The sequence below is a fragment of the Alteromonas algae genome (assembly GCF_049117195.1).
In the GTDB taxonomy this organism is placed as follows: Bacteria; Pseudomonadota; Gammaproteobacteria; order Enterobacterales; family Alteromonadaceae; genus Alteromonas.
Map to the genome: position 1 here is coordinate 2,692,865 of NZ_CP185260.1, position 20,793 is coordinate 2,713,657.

Consider the following 20,793-nt stretch of genomic DNA (forward strand, 5'->3'; position numbering starts at 1 on the left):
TACTTAAATTATTGTTACGAGACAGCCACCCATTGTAAGGTGCTTCCTCATACTTTCTATTTTGTTAATTTTACGTCGTTACGCTGTTTAGGCGGGATGCGTCTGTCGAAGCTTCGACAGCACGGTTTGCACCTTATCAACTACGTAAGTAATATCATCTCTTGTAGTGAACCGGCCTACGCTAAAACGAATTCCAGCATGTGCCAATTCATCACTTCTTCCTATGGCTTTTAGCACATAGGAAGGCTCTAAACTCGCAGAAGTACAGGCCGAGCCCGATGACACAGCAATATCGTTCAGCCCTAGCATTAGAGTCTCGCCGTCGACATCGGCAAAACTCACGTTCAAGATGCCAGCTAATCGCTGTGTTTCATGCCCATTCAAGTAAACGCCGTCTAGCGCCGACAACCCTTGCCATAGCAAGTCACGCAGCGACATAATGTGGGCGGTATCGCTTTGCATTTGTGCCTGTGCTATCGCTATCGCCTCGCCCATCCCCACAAGTTGGTGCGTAGCCAGCGTACCCGACCGCATACCGCGTTCGTGCCCACCGCCATGTATTTGCGCCACAAGATTAATTTTAGGACGACGACGTACATACAATGCACCCGTTCCTTTGGGGCCATAGAACTTATGTGCAGACAGCGAAAGTAAATCTACCGGCAATAAAGACAAATCGATCGGAAGCTTGCCCGCACTTTGCGCCGCATCAACATGAAATAATACGTTGTTACGACGGCATAGTTCACCTATAGCATTGATATTCTGAATAACACCTAGCTCATTGTTTACGTGCATTACCGACACTAATACCGTACTAGGCTGCATGGCCTGTTCAAGCTGTTCGAGTGTGATTAACCCGTCGCTGTTAACGTCTAGATAGGTAACCGACCAGCCCTGCGTTTCAAGGTACTCACAGGTATCTAACACCGCTTTATGTTCGGTATTTACGGTAATAATATGATTACCTTGGGTTTTGTATCCTTGTGCCACCCCTTTGATAGCAAGGTTGTTAGCCTCAGTGGCGCCAGAAGTAAAAACAATTTCACGAGGATCGCAGTTAAGTGCATCGCTAATCTGATTGCGTGCAACATCTACTGCCTCTTCTGCCATCCAACCAAACCGATAAGAACGAGAAGCAGGGTTACCAAAATTACCTTCTAACGTAAGGCATTTTCCCATCGCCTCGGCAACACGCGGGTCAACCGGCGTGGTGGCAGCATAATCTAGGTATACAGGAGTAGTGACTGACATAGTAACTAATAACGGCCTTTGTACGTTGACTAAAGCTGAATGCTTATTTCAATATCATTCGCTATGTTGCGCAGCGAAGCATGCTTGTCTTGTCGGCCCGCGACTTCTCGCACATCGCGCTGAGCCATAAGTTCACCCAGTGTGATGGAGTTAAGAAACACACTGATTCGGTCGCTTAAGTCTTGCCAAAGGCTATGCGTGAGGCAACGGTCGCCGCCTTGGCAGTCTGATTGGCCCTGACAACGGGTAGCATCTACCGACTCGTCTACCGCTTTAATCACTTCGCCTATAGCGATGGCTGATGGGTCTTTACCTAACAAATAACCACCACCTGGGCCACGTACACTATCGACAAGCTTTTCTTTGCGTAAGCGAGAAAAAAGCTGCTCTAGATAAGAAAGAGAAATTTCTTGGCGCTCTGATATATCGGCAAGAGGGACAGGCCCGCGGGTAGAATGTAAAGCTACATCTAACATCGCAGTAACTGCATAGCGCCCTTTAGAGGTAAGTTTCATTGATTTCTCCCACCGTTTTAAGTGGGAGAATTTTCACATACCCGACTAAAATGGTCAAGTAAAAGACCCAGTAATTTAGTCAAGTATTATTTGAGTGATTCAGGCGTGACTAGTTACACCCCTGCGACAGCTGAGCAGCACGACGTCTATCTTCATCGCTTTTACCGTATTGTGTTAACACGCTACCGAGAAAACAAGGTGCTTCAGCGCTTCCCAATTGTATCGCCCTATCAAACCAATCGATAGCTAAATCAATATCTCTAGGGGCGGCATACCCCTCATATAGCATCTGTGCATACAAGAAGGTCGCCTCTGAATCGTCCAAATATTCAGCAGCGTTTTTCATAAAGTTAAAAGCAGTGTGTTTATTAGAGGCCACACCGTTGCCGTTGCGATACATTTTGCTAAGCGTGACATCTGCTGCGCTTACCCCTGCCTCACTTGCTAGCATCAAAAACCGTAACGCAGCGTCGTAATCCTTTTGAACACCTTCTCCGATAAGATACATTTCACCGAGCTTATACTGCGCTATTTCATCACCAGAATCGCGATGGGATCGCAAGAAATACTCTGCCGCAACATGTTTATCCTTCGTGGTGCTAATTCCATAATAATACAGCTCGCCAATTAACGAGTAAGCGTCCCACTGCATGTATTCAGCCCACTCAATAGCGACATCTTTAAAACTCGCATAGGGCGCATCGGGATACTGTTTGCTGTTTACACATTTCATGACATCAAGATAAGCATCATCATGACGACGTTTAAAGGCAACTAAATACCACTTACACGCTTCAAATTTGTTTTCGCTTTTTTCAAAATACCCTGCTAAGTCATACGCAAGCTGTGATGCCACTTCCGTCAACACAAACCATTCTCTGTCTTCTTCCTTAAATTGTTGAGCAACTGATTCTAGTGCCCCAGGTACATTATTATCGACCGCTTTATAAAATTGCTCTAGTGCGGCTGATTTATTGAATAGCGGCAACGATTCATCTAAGTACAGAAAACCTAAATCTACTAAGGACTGCGTATAACCAAGTTCAATAGATTTGGTTAGATGGGCTTCAGCTTCATAGGCATTTTTTTCGACGCCTTCGCCAAACCTGAGCATGTTCCCCATATTTCTATACGCGTATGCATTACCCATTTCCGCGGACTTCTTGTAAAGCGACAATGCTTTTTCATAGTCCACTACTTTTCCAGTTCCATCCCGATAGAAGGTCGCAAGATTGTTATAGCCCCACGCTGAACCCGCTTCGATGGCTTGTTCATAATAATATTTCGCAGTAACAGTATCAGGATTTCCAAACTTACCGCTTTCATACATAAACCCTAAATTAGCCAGCGCATTAACGCGTCCTAATTCGGCAGCTTTTGTATAGTAGGCTTTCGCTTTATCCGCGTCGGCTTTTATTCCACGTTCACCAAAATCGTAAATAATACCTAATGTAAATACGACATCTGGAAGGTTTTGTGCATCGCCTTTTAGCGCCCAACGAAGTAACGCTTCACCATCTTTATGTAGATCATAATTATTGTGCAGCAAGCCCACTATTGCTGAGAGGCAAAGGCTTTCACCTTTTTGCGCTACCGGTTTTAGAAGTGAAATGGTAGTTGCTATATCACTCGGCTCCACCATCAATAATGTATCGCCATACTTGCATATTGCGGGTTTGTAACCTTGGTTATAAGACGCCATATAGTAATCGAGCGCTTTGTATGTATCTTGCGAAACCCCATTACCTATTAAAAACGCATTCCCCATATTAAAAGAAGAATACATATTTCCTTTACTTGCTCCCTGCTCCCATAAAAGAAGGGCCATCTGCCTATTTTTATCTACGCCATACCCCCAATTATAAAGCGAACCTAAGTTATGAAAGGCTTGAACAGAGCCCCATTCAATAGCTTGTTCGTAATATTGACGAGCGAGAGTATAGTCCTTAGCAACACCATCTCCGTTTTCGTATTTGAGACCTAGCGCTACTAGCTTTTCTTGCTTATTGGTGATTAATCGTTCACGTTCGACAGGCGTAAATTGCAGAGATATCGCTATGGCATTGGCGCATAACGATAGAGACAACAAGATTAACAATAGAATAGGTGAATATAGGCGAGTCATAGATTACATCCGTGTAAAACGTTTACGATAAAAACAAGTGGCAGCGTACCACCACTAATGTATCGCAGCTATCGTTTGAATGTACACTGTTATGAACTATATAGCAGGGTCAAAAGCCTTGTGGCCTTCTTTACTTTCGTCCTGTTGAGCGAACTCGATACCCGTATCGGCAAAGTCTTCAGCGGTCAAATTGTGAAGATTTTCAGTGCAGACATCGCCACCAAGCGATTGAATGACTTTGCACATTTCCTCAACTTTGGTGTCCATTTGGTGCATGTGCTCAAGCATTATGCCCATCGCATTAGCAACGGGATCTGGGTTGTCGGGGGCAACCGCATAGGCATCGAATCCATACTTTTGCGCTATTTTATCGCGCTGTGGGTTCAGCTGAGCCGATTCGCTGTGCTGTTTAGACACAATAATACGCCCTGGGATACCCACGGCAGTAGCGCCATCAGGAATATCTTTTACCACCACCGAATTAGAACCAACTTTTGCATTTTCGCCAATCGTTATAGGCCCTAAGACTTTTGCGCCAGCGCCGACAACGGCGCCCTTTTTCAAGGTAGGGTGTCGCTTACCCGCTTTCCAACTGGTTCCCCCTAACGTAACACCATGATAAAGCGTTACGTCATCACCTATTTCGGCCGTTTCACCAATAACCACGCCCATGCCATGGTCTATAAATACACGGCGACCAAGCGTAGCGCCTGGGTGAATTTCAATACCGGTAAGCCAACGACTAAACGTAGACAAACTGCGCGCTAGCCATTTCCAATTCGCTCGCCACAGTGAGTGGCTAATACGATGAAACCACACGGCATGCAACCCAGGGTAGTTAGTTAACACCTCAAAGGTATTGCGTGCGGCGGGGTCACGGTGGAACACCCCTTGAATGTCATCTTTTATTCTAGAAAACATAACTATTACTCGTTATCGGCTTTTACCGATTTATTTATTGACGCGAGGATCCCGCGCAATATATTTAACTCTTGTGACTCAGGTCGTGCACGATTAAACAAGCGGCGAAGTTTTGTCATCACGACACCAGGGTGATTTTTTCGAATGAAGCTAGTGGTTTCTAATGTCGACTCTAGATGCGTGTAAAAACGCTCTAAATCTTCATTGAGTGGATACTCTTGCTCTACCTCTGGGTAAGCGTCGGTGCTTAAGTAAGCCATTCTAATTTCATAACACAACGTTTGTACCGCTGCCGCTAAGTTAAGTGAGCTGTATTCTGGGTTTGCAGGAATACACATATGGAAGTGACACTGCTGTAACTCTTCATTTGATAAGCCGCTGTTTTCCCTGCCAAATACAAGGGCAACAGGGTATTTACTTACCTCTTGCACTAATTTCTCGCCACAATCACGAGGCCCTAGCATTGGCCAAGAATGCGTACGAGAACGTGCTGATGTACCCACAACCAAACCACAATCGGCCACAGCCTCTTCCAGTGTTTTAACTATTTTGGCATTCGCCAGAACATCGCCCGCGCCCGCTGCCAAGGCACTTGCTTGACCGTCTGGTTCGTTTACTGGGTCTACCAGATAAAGGTTACTTAACCCCATTGTTTTCATGGCACGCGCCGTTGAACCAATGTTTCCTGTATGAGACGTGTTGACCAAAATAATACGGATATTGTCGAGCATGACCATTGCACCTGAGTTATTGCTTACATCGCTGTGTAAAAGCATGAAATGCGTGTACTGCCAGAATCTGACACAGACACATAATATAATGGGCAAATGATACCATAGCGGCAGTATAGATGGCTATCTGACAAGGAACGGGTTCTTTCCAAGTGTAGTAGGGCATTTTAATTTGCATCAAGCGCTGATTCTGGTAGACTCCGCCCGTTTTCGAACACAACTAGTCATTTTTTGCACAATTTACAGGCTGGTTGTTTCATTGATCTTTTACAATTGGTGGTTTATCTATGCATCCTATGCTGAATATTGCAGTGCGCGCTGCGCGTGCGGCTGGAACAGTTATTGTTCGCGGTTTTGAAAAACATAACGACGTTGGCGTCGAGTCTAAAGGCCTTAACGATTTCGTTACTCAAGTTGACAAAGAAGCAGAGCAGGCAATTATTGCCAAAATTCAGCAGTCTTACCCTGAACATTGCTTTTTAGGCGAAGAGTCGGGTGAAACCAATGGTTTAGAAACAGAGTACCAATGGATTATTGACCCATTAGATGGCACCACCAATTTCGTTAAAGGCATTCCTCATTTTGCCGTTTCAATTGCACTTCTTCATAAAGGCCGTTTAGATCAAGGCGTTGTTTTCGATCCTATTCGCGGTGAGTTATTCACGGCTAGCCGTGGTCAAGGCGCGCAATTAAATGGTTACCGTATACGTGGCTCTAAGCCTCGCGACCTTAGCGAAACAATCATTGCCACTGGCCTACCTTACAAAAACAAGTCGCAGTTTGGCGAATATGCATTAAGCCTTAACAAAATTTTCCATGAAGTAGGTGACCTACGCCGTGCAGGAAGTGCAGCACTAGACCTAGCCTACGTGGCAGCCGGCCGCCATGATGGGTATTACGAGCGCGGTATCAAGTCTTGGGATATCGCAGCAGGTGAGCTATTAGTTCGCGAATCAGGCGGATTGGTTACCGACTTTAAAGGCGGAAATGATCCTCTTCATAAAGGCGAAATTGTTGCCGGTAGTGCTAAAGTGGTTCAAGGCTTAGTTAAGCACCTTAAATAATTAAAAGCGTTCTTGTAGAACGTGAGTCATTTATAGATATCAAAGGCGCTAGCAGTAGCGCCTTTTTTTATATAGCGCGTAACGACGCATTGCCCCCGCATTTCCATAGACTACAGCACACCCATTATCTTCAGCCCTAAGGGTAACGTTGCAAGCGCAATTACCGTGTGCACTTTACGCGAATGTAACCAAGACCCACGTTGAGGCTTTTTACCGAATAACAGCCCAGCAATTGGGCTGTAATGGCTAATAGTTAACCCTAAGAAACAAACCACTAAGCTGAGAATAGCGGTAACAAGCACTGACTGAACGAGCGATAGCGTTTGGCTAGCAACAACATAGGCAACCCCAACCAGTGCGCTTTGATGAAATACATAGAACGGAAACACGAACTGATTTGCCCTTGCCACGCTCGCACTAGGGTGAGAAAAAAGCTGAGTAGACATTGCCAATACTGCCATTAACGCCACTATTTTTGCTACGTTGTAAAACACGGCAAAAACAGTGTTTACAATGCCTCCTCCCACCTCAATACGCATTAACCAAAAACACACTTCATAAATAAAGATAACGCTTATGGCACTAAGCAGTAGTGGCACCGTATTAACGCTTAACCACCTCCAAAATTGATGGGACGTTCCAAAAAAGTAGCCTACCAACAAACACATAAGCCCGTAACAATCGCGCCGTAGGTCGCTTCCTTCAATTTGCATGATGCCAAGCGCCGCTATTAAAAGCGCACACAGCCATACAAGTGAAAAAGTGCCACATCGTTGTCGCATGCTTAGTAGCACACTATCAAAAATGACTAACAACAGGGTGAAGCGCCACAGCGAACGTAAAAACCATAGATGATTAACATCAACATGGTGCCAAATACCTGAACTAAAGCCCTCAAAATAGGTACTTTCGCCAACGTAGAAGTGAAATAAAAATTCAGACAATGGAGCATCTATCGCCAGCTTCTGTGTCATTTCCACAAAAAGCTGAATAGGAACGACAAAGAAAATACCAATCAGCAAGGGAAGTAAAATAGCATTGCTTCTTTGACAGAGTAAAAAGTGAATGCCATAACGCTGTCGCATAACCCAGATTGACGTACCCGCAATAAACCACAACAACCCCATTCTCCAGGGCGAAACAATTAGCATGACGTGCTGTAACCAATACCACTGGGTTTGTTGTTTGAAATGAAACTGCCACTCTGGTACCCAAATCATGCCCAGATGAAAAAAGAAAAGTAACGCCACTGCGATGACTCTTAGGTAATCTAAGGCGACAATTCTCTCCTGCCCTCTTTTTTCACTGTTGTTCTCTCTCATGATTTCCTTTTATATGGTAAACGTAGTAGATGACGCTGGTGAATCAATACTCATCAACATAATCATTACATTGTTGATATTCTTATGAATTGTGACAAACGGCAGATAAGAGTGACAAAAGGATAAGCACGTAATGCTAAGTAAGAGGTTGTTTCAAAAGCACCAAACGTTGATTACCGTTGCGTTTCTAGCCATCTATTTCTTAATAAACGGCTTAGTGAATTCGACAACGGTGTTAATGGAGGCGTTAAGAACCCCACCTCTCCCCTTCGAACAATGGGAGCCATTTGTATGGGAATTCACCAGTGCCACAGGCAGTTTTTTATTAGTACTCGCGCTTGGGGTTATCCTTACTCGATTTCCATGGAATTGGCACCGCCCTGTGCTAAGCCTTGCCCGTTATTGCGCAATGACGTCAGGCTTTGTTGCGTTACACGTGGCCTTTATGATTTCCTCAAGAGAAGCCATATACACCATGCTAAACCAAGACTATAACTTTGCTTCAGGTGCACAAGAGTGGGTATTTGAACTAACCTACGAATTGCATAAAGATATATGGTCATTCGTGTTTTTTGTTCTACTCATAGGGTTTTATCGCTATGCCGTTGCCCAGTGGTTAGGAGACGCAAAAGACATTAGTATTGATATGGCTGAGGTCAATGGCGTAAATAAGAACAACGACTTACCGCGAGCGAATAATCATACGCAGCAAACGTTAACCCAATCTAACAGCAACAACTTGTTGCTCATTAAAAAGCTAGGTCGCGAGTTTTTAATTAAAAAACATGAAGTTGAATGGGTAGCGGCATCGGGGAATTACGTAAACTTACATATTGGCGACCAAACCTTTCCAATGCGCGCTACCTTTAAAACGTTTCTGGAAAATGACACAAGCGCCTCATTTAAGCGCGTTCACCGTTCGTATGCCGTTAACACGCGCTTTGTCGATAATGTGAAATTGAGTGACAGCGGTGACGGAGTAATCACATTAACATCGGGGCAAACGGTAAAGATGTCTCGGCGATACAAATTGGCCTTGCCATAATATGTGTAGCTATTCATTGCGTGGCAAGCCCGTTTACTAACCTAGGTAATGGTGGGTTTCCTAGATACAAAAAAGCCACATGTGAATGCGGCTTTTTTAAACGTCAATAAATAGTAGCGTAAGAGTACGCTAACCAAATACGTTAAGGCATAGGGTCTAAATCTGCGCCTTCTTTCTCTACCTGTGGAGGCATAAGGTCTTCTTTGCTAATACCTAACGCTAGTGCAACAGAACTCGCGATGTAAACCGATGAGTATGTACCTACCACCACACCAAACAGCAAAGCCGTAGCAAAACCGTGAATAAGTGCGCCGCCTTTGTAGAACAGTGCGACTAACACCAACACTGTGGTCAGTGAGGTAATGATAGTTCTGTTCAGCGTTTGTGTAAGTGAAATATTGATAATATCAATAGGCTCACCTTTACGTATTTTGCGGAAGTTTTCACGGATACGGTCAGACACAACGATAGTATCGTTAAGTGAATAACCAATTACCGCTAATACTGCCGCCAGCACCGTTAGATCGAATTCGATTTGCAATACCGAGAACAGCCCAAGCGTGAGCACAACATCGTGCGCAAGCGCCGATACCGAGCCCAGCGCAAAACGCCATTCAAAACGCATTGCCACGTAAACCAAAATACAGATAAGTGCTACCAGCATCGCCAAGCCACCCTGCTCGGTTAGCTCTTCACCCACATTAGGCCCTACAAATTCAATACGGCGCATCTCAACGCTTGTGCCGTCTGCTCTAAGTGCATCGATAACTTGGTTGCCAATGGTTACCGATTTAACACCGTCGCGCGGCGCGATACGTATTAGCACGTCTTGGCTGCTACCAAAGTTTTGTACAATGGCATCGCCAAAATCAGCATTATTCAACTGAGTACGAATAGCTTCTAAGTTAGCGCCGTCTTCGTAGCCTACTTCGATAAGCGTACCGCCAGTAAAGTCTAACCCCCAATTTAAGCTATTCACGCCCAGTGACACGAACGAACCCAAAATAAGAATAGTAGATAGCACCATCGCAGGAATGCGAAGGCGCATAAAATTAACGGTTTCGGATAATTTTAATAGTTGCATGTTACGCTCCTTAAATCGCTAATTTCTCTACACGTTTACCGCCCCACACTGCGTTAACAATAACGCGTGTAACCAAAATAGCGGTGAACATAGAAGTAGCAATACCAATCATAAGCGTAATAGAGAACCCTTTAATTGGACCTGTACCCACTGCGAACAAAATAAGCCCGGCAATAAAGGTAGTAATATTGGCATCTAAAATAGTAGAAAATGCGCTGTCATAGCCATGATGAATGGCTTGCTGCGGGCTTCGCCCATCGCGTAATTCTTCACGAATACGTTCAAAGATAAGCACGTTTGCATCTACTGCCATACCAACCGTAAGTACAATACCCGCCATACCCGGAAGCGTTAACGTGGCGCCTGGGATCATAGACATAATGCCCACAATCATGACCAAGTTAGTGACCAAGGCAATATTGGCAACAATACCGAATGCTTTGTAGTACACCAGCATAAATGCGAGTACTGCCAAAAGGCCATACGTGATTGCCTGCATACCAAGGTCGATATTCTCTTTACCTAAGCTCGGGCCAACAGTACGTTCTTCAACAATTTGTATAGGTGCAATAAGTGCACCGGCACGAAGTAGCAACGCAAGGTCGCGCGCTTCTTTTGGTGAATCCAAACCGGTAATTTGGAACTTACTACCTAACTGAGCGCGAATTGTGGCAACAGAGATAACTTGCTCTTCTTTCTCAAAGATAAGCTTTCCGTCTTTGTTACGCTCGCCCGTAGACTTGTATTCGATAAACACCGTCGCCATTGGCTTGCCAATATTACCGCGCGTTGAGCGAGACATTTTGTTGCCGCCCTCAGAATCGAGGGAAATATTAACATTAGGTAACCCGTACTCGTCGACACCACTGTTGGCATCAATAATATGGCTACCCGTTAGCATAATGCGTTTTTCAAGCAGTTGAGGAACACCTTGCTGATCTTCGATAACCTGAGAACCGGCTGGTACGCGACCATTTAGTGCATCGCGAACGTCGTTCTTCTGGTCTAGCATACGGAACTCTAGCGTCGCCGTGGCGTTTAGAATTTCTTTTGCTCTTGCGGTGTCTTGAATACCAGGGAGTTGCACAACAATACGGTCAGCGCCTTGCTTTTGTACCAGTGGCTCAGCAACACCAAGTTGGTTTACACGGTTACGAATAATCGTGATGTTTTGCTTAACCGCGTTGTCACGAATTTCCTGAAGCTTAGACTCTGCAAACACAGCACGAAGCACCAAATCATCAACCTGCGTAAACGTAAGGTCGCGATTTTGGTTTCTTAGGAAAAATTCCGCTTTATCTAGTGTGTCTTCGTCACGAAAAGTAATTTCCACGAAATCGTCTTTTTGTGATACACCACGATAGCGAATGCCTTCTTCACGTAACGACGTTCTGAAGCTACTTTCCGCATCTTCGAGTGATTTGGCAATCACCTCAGACATGTCTACTTCCATTAAGAAGTGAACACCACCGCGCAGGTCAAGACCTAGCTTCATCGGCGCACCACCTAGGCTTTCTAACCATTCAGGTGTGTCTGGAGCTAAATTCATCGCCACAAAATAATCGTCACCTAGCGTTTTTTCTAACGCTTCTCTGGCAACCAATTGGGTGTCAGAATCAGATACACGAACAAGAATTTGCTCGCCTTCAAACTCGATACGTTTTGGCGTGATATCTTTACTAGCAAGCGTAGATTCAACTTGTGAAATCATCGACTCGGTAACCACCGCGTCGCGCCCTGCTGAAATTTGTACGGCATGATCTTCGCCGTAAATGTTTGGAAGCGCATAAAGCGCGCACATTGATACGATAATGAGCGCGCTAAGCACTTTCCAAATTGAATTTTTGTTTAGCACTGGATATTCCTTTTGTGCCAGCACCGGAAAGCATCCCGGCCCCGGCGTTCATCAATTACAGCGACTTCATCGTGCCTTTTGGCAACACGGCAGTAACAGATGATTTTTGTACTACGATGTCTGTTGAATCGTTAAGTGCGATTTCAATGAAATCTTTTTCTTCCGATACTTTAGTAATGCGGCCAACAAGACCACCTTGCGTCAATACTTCATCACCTTTACCCAGTGATGTAACAAGGTTTTTATGTTCTTTTACTCGCTTTGCTTGCGGGCGATACAATAGAAAATAAAAAATTAAACCGAATACTGCCAACATGATAAGCATTTCCATGCCACCGCCTTGTTGAGCACCACCAGCAGATTGCGCGTACGCGTTAGAGATAAATAGGCTCATAGAATTCCCCAAATATTATCGTTGTTATAATGCCGGAACCGGCAACCCTTTTTCTTCATAGAAAGTACTAACGAAGTCATCCAATGTATCGGCTTCAATTGCATCACGAAGCCCTTGCATAACTCGTTGGTAGTAGCGCAAGTTGTGAATCGTATTCAAACGCGCCCCTAAAATCTCATTGCACTTATCTAAGTGATGTAGATATGAACGAGAATAATTTTTACAAGTGTAACAATCACATTTTTCATCAAGCGGCGACGTGTCATTACGATGCTTGGCGTTGCGAATCTTTACCACGCCCTCAGTAACGAATAAGTGACCATTACGTGCGTTTCGTGTTGGCATTACGCAGTCGAACATGTCAATGCCACGGCGAACTGACTCTACTAAATCTTCTGGCTTGCCTACGCCCATAAGGTAGCGAGGCTTGTCTTCCGGAATTTGCGGTGCAGTATGATCGATAATGCGGATCATATCTTCTTTAGGTTCACCCACCGACAAACCACCAATGGCATAGCCGTCAAACCCAATGGCTTCTAGGCCCGCGAGTGATACATCACGTAACCCTTCATACATTCCGCCTTGGATAATACCAAACAGTGCAGCGGGGTTGTCACCGTGCGCATCTTTACTGCGCTTGGCCCAGCGAAGAGACATTTCCATTGATACGCGTGCTTCCTGCTCGGTAGCAGGGTAAGGCGTACATTCGTCAAATATCATTACGATGTCTGAACCTAGATCACGCTGAACTTCCATCGACTTTTCAGGCGTTAACAATATTTTTTCGCCATTAATAGGCGAGCGGAACGTTACGCCCTCTTCGGTAATTTTTCTCAAATCACCCAAGCTAAACACCTGAAAACCACCAGAGTCAGTTAAAATGGGCTTATCCCAATTCATGAAATCGTGCAGGTCGCCGTGCTGGCGAATGACACCAGTACCAGGGCGAAGCATAAGATGGAACGTGTTGCCCAAACAAATGTGCGCACCACTGTCTTTTAGCTCTTCGGGCGTCATACCTTTCACAGTACCGTAAGTACCTACAGGCATGAATGCCGGTGTTTCAACCACACCACGTTCAAAAACAAGACGTCCGCGCCTTGCTCTTCCGCTGGTTTTTAATAACTCAAATTGCATGTAATGCGTTCCCAATGATATGCGCGTATAGCGCTACAAATGTGCGGCTTACGCTGGGTATAAAAATAATTTGGCGGCGATTATACCAGTTATTACGAGGAGATCATTCCCCTCTGCTATGTTTATATTCGACTTCGCGAACATGTGCCGCTTAAACAAAAAGGGCACTTATATAAAATGCCCTTAACCTATTGTTTTAAATATTATATTTATGTTTATGATTTTTCGATAAACATGCTATCGCCATAACTGAAAAATCGATACTCTTTCTCAATGGCTTCTTGGTATGCGTCCATTACGCTATCTTTCGTCGCAAACGCACTAATAAGCATCATCAGGGTAGATTCCGGTAAGTGGAAGTTAGTAAACATCGCATCCACTACCTTAAAGTTAAACCCCGGATAAATAAATATTTCAGTGTCGGAATAAAATGGCGCAATTAACGCATCCCCCGCCTCTTTCGCGGCAGACTCTAAAGAGCGAACCGACGTTGTGCCAACGGCAATAACCCGTTTACCTGCGGCTTTTGTCTCTATCACTTTATTTACAACGTCTTCAGGAACTTCAGCATACTCGGCATGCATTTTGTGTTCTTCAATGTTATCTACACGCACGGGTTGAAACGTACCGGCGCCCACATGAAGCGTAACAAAAGCAAGTTGTACGCCCTTCTCTTTTAACGCAGCAAGAATACCGTCGTCAAAATGAAGCCCTGCGGTTGGGGCCGCTACGGCTCCCGGCTTCTCGTTATAGACTGTTTGATAACGTTCTTTATCAGAATTTTCGTCAGGTCTATCAATATACGGAGGAAGCGGCATATGGCCATGCGCTTCTAAGAGCGACAAAACACTTTCTTCATGTTCAAATTTAAGAATAAACAAGGCGTCTTGCCTTCCCTCAACCACCACATTTACTTTGCCTTCTAGCGTTAAATGTGTGCCTGGCTTCGGTGCTTTACTTGCCCTGACATGCGCAAGCGCGGTGTTATCACTTAAAATGCGTTCTATCAGCACTTCCACTTGACCGCCGGTTTCCTTTACGCCTAACAATCTTGCCGGTATAACCCGTGTATTGTTGAACACAAGTAGGTCGCCACTTTCTACAAGGCTTAGCATGTCATTAAACATACTGTGCTCTGTCTTACCTGTTTTTCCGTCTAGTTTTAGAAGCCGGCTAGCGGTTCTCGTTTGCGTTGGATACTTGGCAATTAAATGCTCAGGAAGGGTAAAATTAAAATCGGACAGTTTCATGTTAGCTCTTGCTCGTTGAAATGAGTTGGTAACTCAATAATCAATAATGTTAAGTAAAATTAAGCCAGTGCACGTTGGGCTGCGGGTTAAAAGCATCAGGGTAGCAATAAAAAACTGCAAACCGTTTTCGGTATAAAAGCACTGAAAAATAAAAACTTTTCAATTACGTATTACATTTAATACGAATATATAACAGGCGATACGCTCAAATAGTAAACAACCCTAGTCGCCGCCATCTTAAACGTTTAAGATAGGCGTACTTTCTGATGATGCTCTCCCTTAGCATTTCAAAGTTTCATACCCAGCAATGCTGGGTATTTTTTTATGCGCTTGCGTAATTTCACTCAACTCACTTTCTCGCGATATTTTACCCTGTTACGTCGCCAAAATCAGTTAAGATTTCTTCAATTAATGCCGCATCAATAGGCCGTGCTTTCAATACGAACAAAACCTGAAGTAAAAGATCTGCCCCCATTATGCCCTTATTCACCTTGTTACGAAGGTTATCTGCACTTTGGTCTATCCCAATGTCAGCTAAGCGTTGACTAAGTTGTTGATACTTAACCCCACGTACTGACATTTCAGACTTCACGAGTCGTTCGACCGTTTGTCGCCATACATTCTTAGAACTCAAAAAACACCCCATTTGTGACGTATGATTTACAAAAACACACTTTTTTACACATTAAGACTCTATTTGTTATTGACGATTATGGCATATTACGACTACACTGCAAGTCGAGATGTTGGCGTAAGTCGAAATAGTCGTTACAGTGGTAGCTGCTAAAAGACATACGACATTATCACTTCATTCAATAAGGAGAACGTTATGAGTTGGGAACTGGAGAGCATCGAAACACTCTTTAAAGGGCACGATGACTTTGTGGTAACACGTGAAGAAAATTGCTTACTCATTGCAAATCAAGACGGCATAGATGCATGGTTGGCATTAAGCGGCGAACAAATTCTGGTAGAAAGCCTGTTATTCTCGGCATCAGAAGTAAAGGATAAACCTGCGCTTGATCACGAAATCTTATCTACTCATATGCTTTTTCCTTTAACTACTGTGGGTATATCCACCGTGGGCAGCGAAGAATATTACACCGCATTTGGCGCGTTAAGCGCGCAATCAAAAGCAGAGAGCATTGTCATTGAAGTGGAAACTTTGTTTCAGAACGTAGCGTCGTTTTTAGATGCTTACGAAACACACCTTAAATAAGCGTTACTTCTAAGGAGAAGCACATGTCAGTATGGAAAAAATTAGTTACTGCAGTAAAAGGTGGCGCAACGGAAGCGGCGCAAAATGTAGTAGATAGCCAAGCCATTCGCATTCTTGAGCAAGAGATTCGAGAAGCAAAAGAAGAGTTACGTAAATCTGATCACGCAAGAACTCAAATTCTTGCAAAGCGTAAATTATCTGAGCAAAAAGTGGGCTCGTTCAATACGTCGATTGCTGAGTACGAAGAACATGCTCGCAAAGCTATCGATAGCGATCGTCAGTTGGCATTAGATTGTGCGCAGAAAGTGTCTGAATTGAAAGAAGAACGTGATCAGGAACAAAGTTATCTCGATCAGTTCCAACAGTCAGAGAAACAACTTGCGACTAACATCCAGCAAGCAAAAGCAAATTTACGCCGCCTAGAACAGCAAGTTGATATGGTTAAGGCAACAGAAAGCGTACAAAAAGCGCAAGTTGCGGTATCGTCTCGCCACATGGGCGCTAACAGCAAAATGAAAACGGCGACAGAATCACTGTCTCGTATTCAGGAAAAGCAAAAGCTACGTAGCGCCGAGCTTGAGGCCGCCGAAGAACTGGCGGGTGATGAGTCTAGCAGCGACTTAGAAAAACGCCTCGCACAAGCAGGCATAAAAGGCGGGCAGACGTCGGCAGACGACGAACTAGCACGTATTTTAGGTAAGTAATACCAAACGGGAGCTAAGCTCCCGTTTTTGTTTATACCTTCGCAGGTCAAACTAACAGGGGTTGTTGATTGTTATGCTGCCATGGTTAAAGTTTCGTAAAGTGATGCTGCAGTATTTTGCTGAGTCGCGTTGGTACACTATTCTTGGTGCGACCGGTTTTTACGGTGTAAGCAGTTATTGGCTATTGTACGCTGCAGGCGAAACGGCGCTAATTTCACAAACTGACTTTATCTATTGGTTAGCGGTTACCGCATCAACAGTTGGGTATGGCGATCTCTCCCCCACCTCATCAGCGGGCAAGTTGGTCGTAGCATTTTATGTTATTCCCGTTGGGTTAAGCATCTTTGCAATGGTGATTGGCCGTATCGCGGCATGGGTATCAGAACAGTGGAAAAAAGGGTTAATGGGTATGGGTAATTTGCACGTAAACGACCACATTTTGGTTATTGGATGGAACGAACAACGCACCATGCTGCTGCTAAACTTATTGTTGCAAGAGCGTGAAGCAATGCCTGAAAACCCAGACATTGTATTATGTGTAAAAGCCGACATCACCAACCCTATGCCCGGTGTTATTGAATTCATCAAAGTAGATTCATTCAACAAAGATGAAGACATGGATCGTGCCTGCGTCGCCGACGCCCAAACGATACTGATAGACAACCCGCAAGACGATGTCACCATGACGACCGCGCTTTATTGTTCTAAACGAAACCCCAATGCACATCAAGTCGCTTACTTTGACGACGACAGCCTGGTCTCGTTACTACAAGAGCACTGCCCGAAGGTAGAGTGTACCCCAAGTGTTGCGGTAGAAATGCTAGCGAAAGCTGCGTTCGACCCTGGGTCTAGTATGCTTCACCACGATTTACTCAGTGTTGATGAAGGCCAAGCACAGTTTTCGATGCGTATTCCACAAGGCAGCCCTGATGTGCCAGTATCAAGTTTATTTGTTAACCTAAAGCGCGACCACGATGCCATATTTATTGGCATGGCGCCCAACGGACGTGTTAAAGATATGGTGGTTAACCCACCCCTTCACACCACGCTAACGTCTGGCGATACACTTTTCTATATCGCTGAGAAACGCATAAGAGCGATTGATTGGGCAAAAATGGGTACGGTATAGCGCCAACGTAGAGGCACGCTAATGTTCAAAAAACTTTTCAAAAAATCTGAGCCTCAGAAACCCAAAGCGCCTGAGGTGATGGGACTTTATCTAGGCGGCTCGTTCGAATTAGACAACCTTAAGCTTTCGCTTATTGAACCTGACTTGGTCATTGAAGGTGCGGCACGTTCACAGTTAATTCAAGCCGTTGGCGAAGCACCACTGGACACCGGTGGTACGCTACTGCGGTTTTACACCGACGACGATAGTTTTCTGCAAGTGGTATTAGATGGTGGCCTCACTGAAAACCATATTACCGATGTGAAGCTTTGGTACTTCTATGAAACCAAAACTATTGGCAATGAAGCCCAGTGGAAAGCGTGTTTAGACAATATCATTAGCCAACCTACCTTTGAATTAGAAGGTAACACCTACACGCGAGTGTGGGAGGCTGTAGGTGACGTATCCCCTCCGGTGGCGGTAACAGAAAAAACCTATGAAGAAGATGAAGACATCAGCACTACCGATCAGTTTATGATGCTATATGAACGCCCAATTGACGGCGGCAGAGTTGAGTCGTTATTAGTCGTAGGTGAAGAAAAATTAGTCGGTAATAATTTTGATCGCTGCTTGGTTATTTCAACAGGGTTTGATATACAACCTGCAGACATCACAATAAATGGTTAAAATAAGGATAAAGTATGGAAACGGTAATGCAATCATTGGCAGGGCTTGATAACTTCGCGCTCTATTTTGGTTTATCCATCGTCTTTTTATTTATATTCAAAGTGGTGTACACCTTAGTCACCCCGCACGATGAATGGAAGTTGGTAAAAGAAGACAAGAATGTGGCCGCGGCCATTGGGTTTGGCGGGGCAATTATTGGTTTCGCGATTGCGCTTGGTAGTGCCGCCTCTCACTCTGTGGCGTTGGTCGATTTTATTATCTGGGCTCTGGTAGCCGTTATCGCACAATCATTCGCGTTTGTTTTGTTACGCTACACCTTTATGCCGAAAATTGCAGAGCGTATTAATAACAATGAAATTGCTGCTGGTGTGATGCTTGGCTGTATGTCTGTTGCCGTTGGCTTATTAAACGCAGCGTGCATGACGTACTAAGGGGGCATGATGAGTACATCAAAGCAAACCGAGGCGGTCAAAAACACACTGTCAACCAGTGAAAATAACCACCACCCTCGAAAACGAAGTGCAAATATTGACCTTACCCGCATGCGCAAGGCATTTAATGTTAAGCCGTTAGCCATTGGTGTGGCGAGTGTTTTTATTGCAGCATGCTCTGATAATAGACAAGATGCGCAGGTTTACACCTCTATTGAAGACTGTAAGCAAGACTTGCCCAACGCCGCCGCGCAATGTGAAGCAGCTTATCAAACCGCACTAGAGGAAGCGGAACGAACCAGCCCTCGATATCGTTCTGAATACGATTGTGAATCGGAATTTGGCCCTAATCAGTGCCGAAACGTTACCACCAACAGCGGTAGCTTCTTTATGCCGTTTATGGCCGGTTATATGGTTAGCCAGTTGCTATCACCTAGCCGCTATTATTCACAACCTTTGTATACCTCTTATGCCTATAACTCGCCTTATCGTTCACGATGGGTGACGGCCGACGGCCATGTGTTTGGTGGTGATATTAGAAATCGTAACTTTAGAGTTAAGCCAGACACCCTTAAACCTAAGCCAACCGTAAACAAAACCATGAGCCGAGGCGGGTTTGGTAGTAGCGTAAGAGCGAAGTCTTCTTGGGGAAGTAGTTCTCGTAAAGGCGGCTGGGGCGGATAACGCATGTTAAGAGTGCCATGCCAGCCTAGAAAAGGGTGGCAGCAATTGGCCAACGAATTTGGCTTTCATTTTCATACCATGTACGGCGAGCCTTACTGGGATGAAAGTGCATATTATCAATTCTCGTTGTCACAAATTGAAAATGACATTGAAGACCCAACTGCTGAACTGCATCAAATGTGTCTTGCCGTTGTCGATCGCGTCGTAAACAGTGAAGCACTGTTGGCACGCTTTTGTATTCCAAAGCAACATTGGGACGCGGTAAGAGACAGCTGGCAGCGAAACGATCCAAGTTTGTACTCTCGGCTTGACCTTGTTTACAACGGTAAAGGCCCAGCCAAGCTGCTTGAAAACAATGCAGACACGCCCACCAGCCTCTATGAATCTGGTTTTTGGCAGTGGTTATGGTTAGAACAAGGCGTTGAGTCGACCATGCTGGCGAGAAATGCTGACCAATTTAATAGCCTGCAAGAAAAGTTGGTATTTCGCTTCAAAGAAATTGCCGAACACTATCGTATAAACCAAATGCACTTTTCATGCTGTAAAGACACCGTTGAAGACCGTGGAACGGTACAGTATTTACAAGACTGCGCGCGCGAGGCCGGCCTTAATAACGACTTTGTGTTTATTGAAGATATTGGTCTTGCCGATACCGGTGTGTTTACCGACCTTAGCGATAACCCGATTACCGATTGCTTTAAATTGTATCCATGGGAATTCATGCTTCGAGAAGAGTTCGGCGATGCACTGGGCGATGCTGGCGTCAATTGGATAGAGCCCGCTTGGAAAGCAATCCTCTCAAACAAGGCCCTACTGCCGTTATTGTGGGAGATGTTTGAGGGCCACCCCAACCTGCTCCCAGCTTATTTTGCAGATGACGTTAAAACGAAGGATATCAGCGGAAAATGGGTTAAAAAGCCACTTTTCTCGCGCGAAGGCGCGAATATCTCGATGATTGAAGAAGGTAAAGAATCTGAATTGAGCTCGGGCCCTTACGGTGAAGAAGGTTTTATTATTCAGGCATTCTCGACACTTCCCGTTTTTGATGGGAATCACACGTTAATAGGTAGCTGGTTGGTTGATGACATGCCCGGCGGAATTTCGGTAAGAGAAGACGCGTCAGCCATTACACAGGACTTATCTCGCTACTTACCGCACATTATTCTTTGATAATTAAACGAATAGTTCGGTAACGATGGGCTCAACCAAATAGCGTTCCTGTTCGTAACAACGTGAATGTATCGGCGTTTACTCCCTCGTCCA

General features: G+C 44.8%; 21 protein-coding genes. 9 read left to right on the forward strand and 12 right to left on the reverse strand.

The window, feature by feature from the left end; all coding sequences use genetic code 11:
- Window positions 1-87 precede the first annotated feature (87 nt).
- The 5 genes from ACOJRU_RS12145 to trmJ form a co-directional block, all read right to left on the reverse strand.
- A complete protein-coding gene (locus ACOJRU_RS12145; protein ID WP_421132004.1) occupies window positions 88-1,254 on the reverse strand; it encodes an IscS subfamily cysteine desulfurase in 1,167 nt (388 codons plus the stop codon).
- Window positions 1,255-1,283: 29 nt separating this feature from the next.
- Window positions 1,284-1,769, reverse strand: coding sequence for a Fe-S cluster assembly transcriptional regulator IscR (gene iscR, locus ACOJRU_RS12150; RefSeq protein WP_421132005.1), 486 nt, complete (start codon window positions 1,767-1,769; stop codon window positions 1,284-1,286).
- 109 nt (window positions 1,770-1,878) lie between these two features.
- Window positions 1,879-3,894 (reverse strand): tetratricopeptide repeat protein, encoded by a 2,016-nt coding sequence (locus ACOJRU_RS12155; protein WP_421132006.1) that lies wholly within the window; start codon window positions 3,892-3,894, stop codon window positions 1,879-1,881.
- 96 nt (window positions 3,895-3,990) lie between these two features.
- Window positions 3,991-4,815, reverse strand: a complete 825-nt coding sequence (gene cysE, locus ACOJRU_RS12160; protein WP_421132007.1) for a serine O-acetyltransferase — start codon at window positions 4,813-4,815, stop codon at window positions 3,991-3,993.
- A gap of 5 nt (window positions 4,816-4,820) precedes the next feature.
- Window positions 4,821-5,546: a tRNA (cytosine(32)/uridine(32)-2'-O)-methyltransferase TrmJ gene (gene trmJ / locus ACOJRU_RS12165; RefSeq protein ID WP_421134760.1), complete on the reverse strand. Its 726-nt coding sequence runs from the start codon at window positions 5,544-5,546 to the stop codon at window positions 4,821-4,823.
- 287 nt (window positions 5,547-5,833) lie between these two features.
- Between trmJ and suhB the strand changes: the two genes are divergently transcribed.
- Complete coding sequence (gene suhB / locus ACOJRU_RS12170; protein WP_421132008.1) at window positions 5,834-6,610, forward strand: inositol-1-monophosphatase; 777 nt, start codon at window positions 5,834-5,836, stop codon at window positions 6,608-6,610.
- Window positions 6,611-6,720: 110 nt separating this feature from the next.
- Here the strand turns inward: suhB and ACOJRU_RS12175 are convergent, their stop codons facing one another.
- The gene (locus tag ACOJRU_RS12175) at window positions 6,721-7,932 is read right to left on the reverse strand and encodes an acyltransferase family protein (protein ID WP_421132009.1); all 1,212 of its coding nucleotides are present in this window, start codon (window positions 7,930-7,932) and stop codon (window positions 6,721-6,723) included.
- 133 nt (window positions 7,933-8,065) lie between these two features.
- Between ACOJRU_RS12175 and ACOJRU_RS12180 the strand changes: the two genes are divergently transcribed.
- The gene (locus tag ACOJRU_RS12180) at window positions 8,066-8,977 is read left to right on the forward strand and encodes a LytTR family DNA-binding domain-containing protein (RefSeq protein ID WP_421132010.1); all 912 of its coding nucleotides are present in this window, start codon (window positions 8,066-8,068) and stop codon (window positions 8,975-8,977) included.
- Window positions 8,978-9,119: 142 nt separating this feature from the next.
- Here ACOJRU_RS12180 and secF read toward each other — a convergent pair whose 3' ends face one another.
- The 6 genes from secF to ACOJRU_RS12210 form a co-directional block, all read right to left on the reverse strand.
- Window positions 9,120-10,061, reverse strand: a complete 942-nt coding sequence (gene secF, locus ACOJRU_RS12185; protein WP_421132011.1) for a protein translocase subunit SecF — start codon at window positions 10,059-10,061, stop codon at window positions 9,120-9,122.
- A 10-nt stretch (window positions 10,062-10,071) separates the two neighbouring features.
- Entirely contained in the window at window positions 10,072-11,916 is a 1,845-nt protein-coding gene (secD, locus tag ACOJRU_RS12190) for a protein translocase subunit SecD (RefSeq protein WP_421132012.1), read from the reverse strand.
- A 55-nt stretch (window positions 11,917-11,971) separates the two neighbouring features.
- On the reverse strand, window positions 11,972-12,310 hold the full coding sequence (yajC, locus tag ACOJRU_RS12195) for a preprotein translocase subunit YajC (protein WP_421132013.1): 339 nt from the start codon (window positions 12,308-12,310) through the stop codon (window positions 11,972-11,974).
- 24 nt (window positions 12,311-12,334) lie between these two features.
- Window positions 12,335-13,447, reverse strand: coding sequence for a tRNA guanosine(34) transglycosylase Tgt (gene tgt / locus ACOJRU_RS12200; RefSeq protein WP_421132014.1), 1,113 nt, complete (start codon window positions 13,445-13,447; stop codon window positions 12,335-12,337).
- Window positions 13,448-13,662: 215 nt separating this feature from the next.
- Window positions 13,663-14,697, reverse strand: coding sequence for a tRNA preQ1(34) S-adenosylmethionine ribosyltransferase-isomerase QueA (gene queA, locus ACOJRU_RS12205; protein ID WP_421132015.1), 1,035 nt, complete (start codon window positions 14,695-14,697; stop codon window positions 13,663-13,665).
- A gap of 367 nt (window positions 14,698-15,064) precedes the next feature.
- Window positions 15,065-15,277, reverse strand: a complete 213-nt coding sequence (locus ACOJRU_RS12210; protein WP_421134761.1) for a DUF6471 domain-containing protein — start codon at window positions 15,275-15,277, stop codon at window positions 15,065-15,067.
- A gap of 249 nt (window positions 15,278-15,526) precedes the next feature.
- Between ACOJRU_RS12210 and ACOJRU_RS12215 the strand changes: the two genes are divergently transcribed.
- The 7 genes from ACOJRU_RS12215 to ACOJRU_RS12245 all read left to right on the forward strand — a co-directional run bounded on the left by ACOJRU_RS12215 (window position 15,527) and on the right by ACOJRU_RS12245 (window position 20,700).
- Window positions 15,527-15,916 (forward strand): DUF2170 family protein, encoded by a 390-nt coding sequence (locus tag ACOJRU_RS12215; RefSeq protein ID WP_421132016.1) that lies wholly within the window; start codon window positions 15,527-15,529, stop codon window positions 15,914-15,916.
- Between the two features lie 23 nt (window positions 15,917-15,939).
- The gene (locus tag ACOJRU_RS12220) at window positions 15,940-16,620 is read left to right on the forward strand and encodes a PspA/IM30 family protein (RefSeq protein WP_421132017.1); all 681 of its coding nucleotides are present in this window, start codon (window positions 15,940-15,942) and stop codon (window positions 16,618-16,620) included.
- Between the two features lie 73 nt (window positions 16,621-16,693).
- On the forward strand, window positions 16,694-17,749 hold the full coding sequence (locus tag ACOJRU_RS12225) for a potassium channel family protein (protein WP_421132018.1): 1,056 nt from the start codon (window positions 16,694-16,696) through the stop codon (window positions 17,747-17,749).
- A gap of 21 nt (window positions 17,750-17,770) precedes the next feature.
- On the forward strand, window positions 17,771-18,415 hold the full coding sequence (locus tag ACOJRU_RS12230; RefSeq protein ID WP_421132019.1) for a YjfK family protein: 645 nt from the start codon (window positions 17,771-17,773) through the stop codon (window positions 18,413-18,415).
- Between the two features lie 14 nt (window positions 18,416-18,429).
- On the forward strand, window positions 18,430-18,846 hold the full coding sequence (locus ACOJRU_RS12235; protein WP_421132020.1) for a DUF350 domain-containing protein: 417 nt from the start codon (window positions 18,430-18,432) through the stop codon (window positions 18,844-18,846).
- 111 nt (window positions 18,847-18,957) lie between these two features.
- A complete protein-coding gene (locus tag ACOJRU_RS12240) occupies window positions 18,958-19,530 on the forward strand; it encodes a DUF1190 family protein (RefSeq protein WP_421134762.1) in 573 nt (190 codons plus the stop codon).
- Window positions 19,531-19,533: 3 nt separating this feature from the next.
- Complete coding sequence (locus ACOJRU_RS12245) at window positions 19,534-20,700, forward strand: glutathionylspermidine synthase family protein (protein ID WP_421132021.1); 1,167 nt, start codon at window positions 19,534-19,536, stop codon at window positions 20,698-20,700.
- Window positions 20,701-20,793: the final 93 nt, after the last annotated feature.

Excerpts from the sequence above, each read along its gene's own strand:
- ACOJRU_RS12145 (WP_421132004.1), bottom strand. The coding sequence starts at position 1,254 with ATGTCAGTCACTACTCCTGTATACCTAGATTATGCTGCCACCACGCCG.
- iscR (WP_421132005.1), bottom strand. The coding sequence starts at position 1,769 with ATGAAACTTACCTCTAAAGGGCGCTATGCAGTTACTGCGATGTTAGAT.
- ACOJRU_RS12155 (WP_421132006.1), bottom strand. The coding sequence starts at position 3,894 with ATGACTCGCCTATATTCACCTATTCTATTGTTAATCTTGTTGTCTCTA.
- cysE (WP_421132007.1), bottom strand. The coding sequence starts at position 4,815 with ATGTTTTCTAGAATAAAAGATGACATTCAAGGGGTGTTCCACCGTGAC.
- trmJ (WP_421134760.1), bottom strand. The coding sequence starts at position 5,546 with ATGCTCGACAATATCCGTATTATTTTGGTCAACACGTCTCATACAGGA.
- suhB (WP_421132008.1), top strand. The coding sequence starts at position 5,834 with ATGCATCCTATGCTGAATATTGCAGTGCGCGCTGCGCGTGCGGCTGGA.
- ACOJRU_RS12175 (WP_421132009.1), bottom strand. The coding sequence starts at position 7,932 with ATGAGAGAGAACAACAGTGAAAAAAGAGGGCAGGAGAGAATTGTCGCC.
- ACOJRU_RS12180 (WP_421132010.1), top strand. The coding sequence starts at position 8,066 with ATGCTAAGTAAGAGGTTGTTTCAAAAGCACCAAACGTTGATTACCGTT.
- secF (WP_421132011.1), bottom strand. The coding sequence starts at position 10,061 with ATGCAACTATTAAAATTATCCGAAACCGTTAATTTTATGCGCCTTCGC.
- yajC (WP_421132013.1), bottom strand. The coding sequence starts at position 12,310 with ATGAGCCTATTTATCTCTAACGCGTACGCGCAATCTGCTGGTGGTGCT.
- tgt (WP_421132014.1), bottom strand. The coding sequence starts at position 13,447 with ATGCAATTTGAGTTATTAAAAACCAGCGGAAGAGCAAGGCGCGGACGT.
- queA (WP_421132015.1), bottom strand. The coding sequence starts at position 14,697 with ATGAAACTGTCCGATTTTAATTTTACCCTTCCTGAGCATTTAATTGCC.
- ACOJRU_RS12210 (WP_421134761.1), bottom strand. The coding sequence starts at position 15,277 with ATGTCAGTACGTGGGGTTAAGTATCAACAACTTAGTCAACGCTTAGCT.
- ACOJRU_RS12215 (WP_421132016.1), top strand. The coding sequence starts at position 15,527 with ATGAGTTGGGAACTGGAGAGCATCGAAACACTCTTTAAAGGGCACGAT.
- ACOJRU_RS12220 (WP_421132017.1), top strand. The coding sequence starts at position 15,940 with ATGTCAGTATGGAAAAAATTAGTTACTGCAGTAAAAGGTGGCGCAACG.
- ACOJRU_RS12225 (WP_421132018.1), top strand. The coding sequence starts at position 16,694 with ATGCTGCCATGGTTAAAGTTTCGTAAAGTGATGCTGCAGTATTTTGCT.
- ACOJRU_RS12230 (WP_421132019.1), top strand. The coding sequence starts at position 17,771 with ATGTTCAAAAAACTTTTCAAAAAATCTGAGCCTCAGAAACCCAAAGCG.
- ACOJRU_RS12235 (WP_421132020.1), top strand. The coding sequence starts at position 18,430 with ATGGAAACGGTAATGCAATCATTGGCAGGGCTTGATAACTTCGCGCTC.
- ACOJRU_RS12240 (WP_421134762.1), top strand. The coding sequence starts at position 18,958 with ATGCGCAAGGCATTTAATGTTAAGCCGTTAGCCATTGGTGTGGCGAGT.
- ACOJRU_RS12245 (WP_421132021.1), top strand. The coding sequence starts at position 19,534 with ATGTTAAGAGTGCCATGCCAGCCTAGAAAAGGGTGGCAGCAATTGGCC.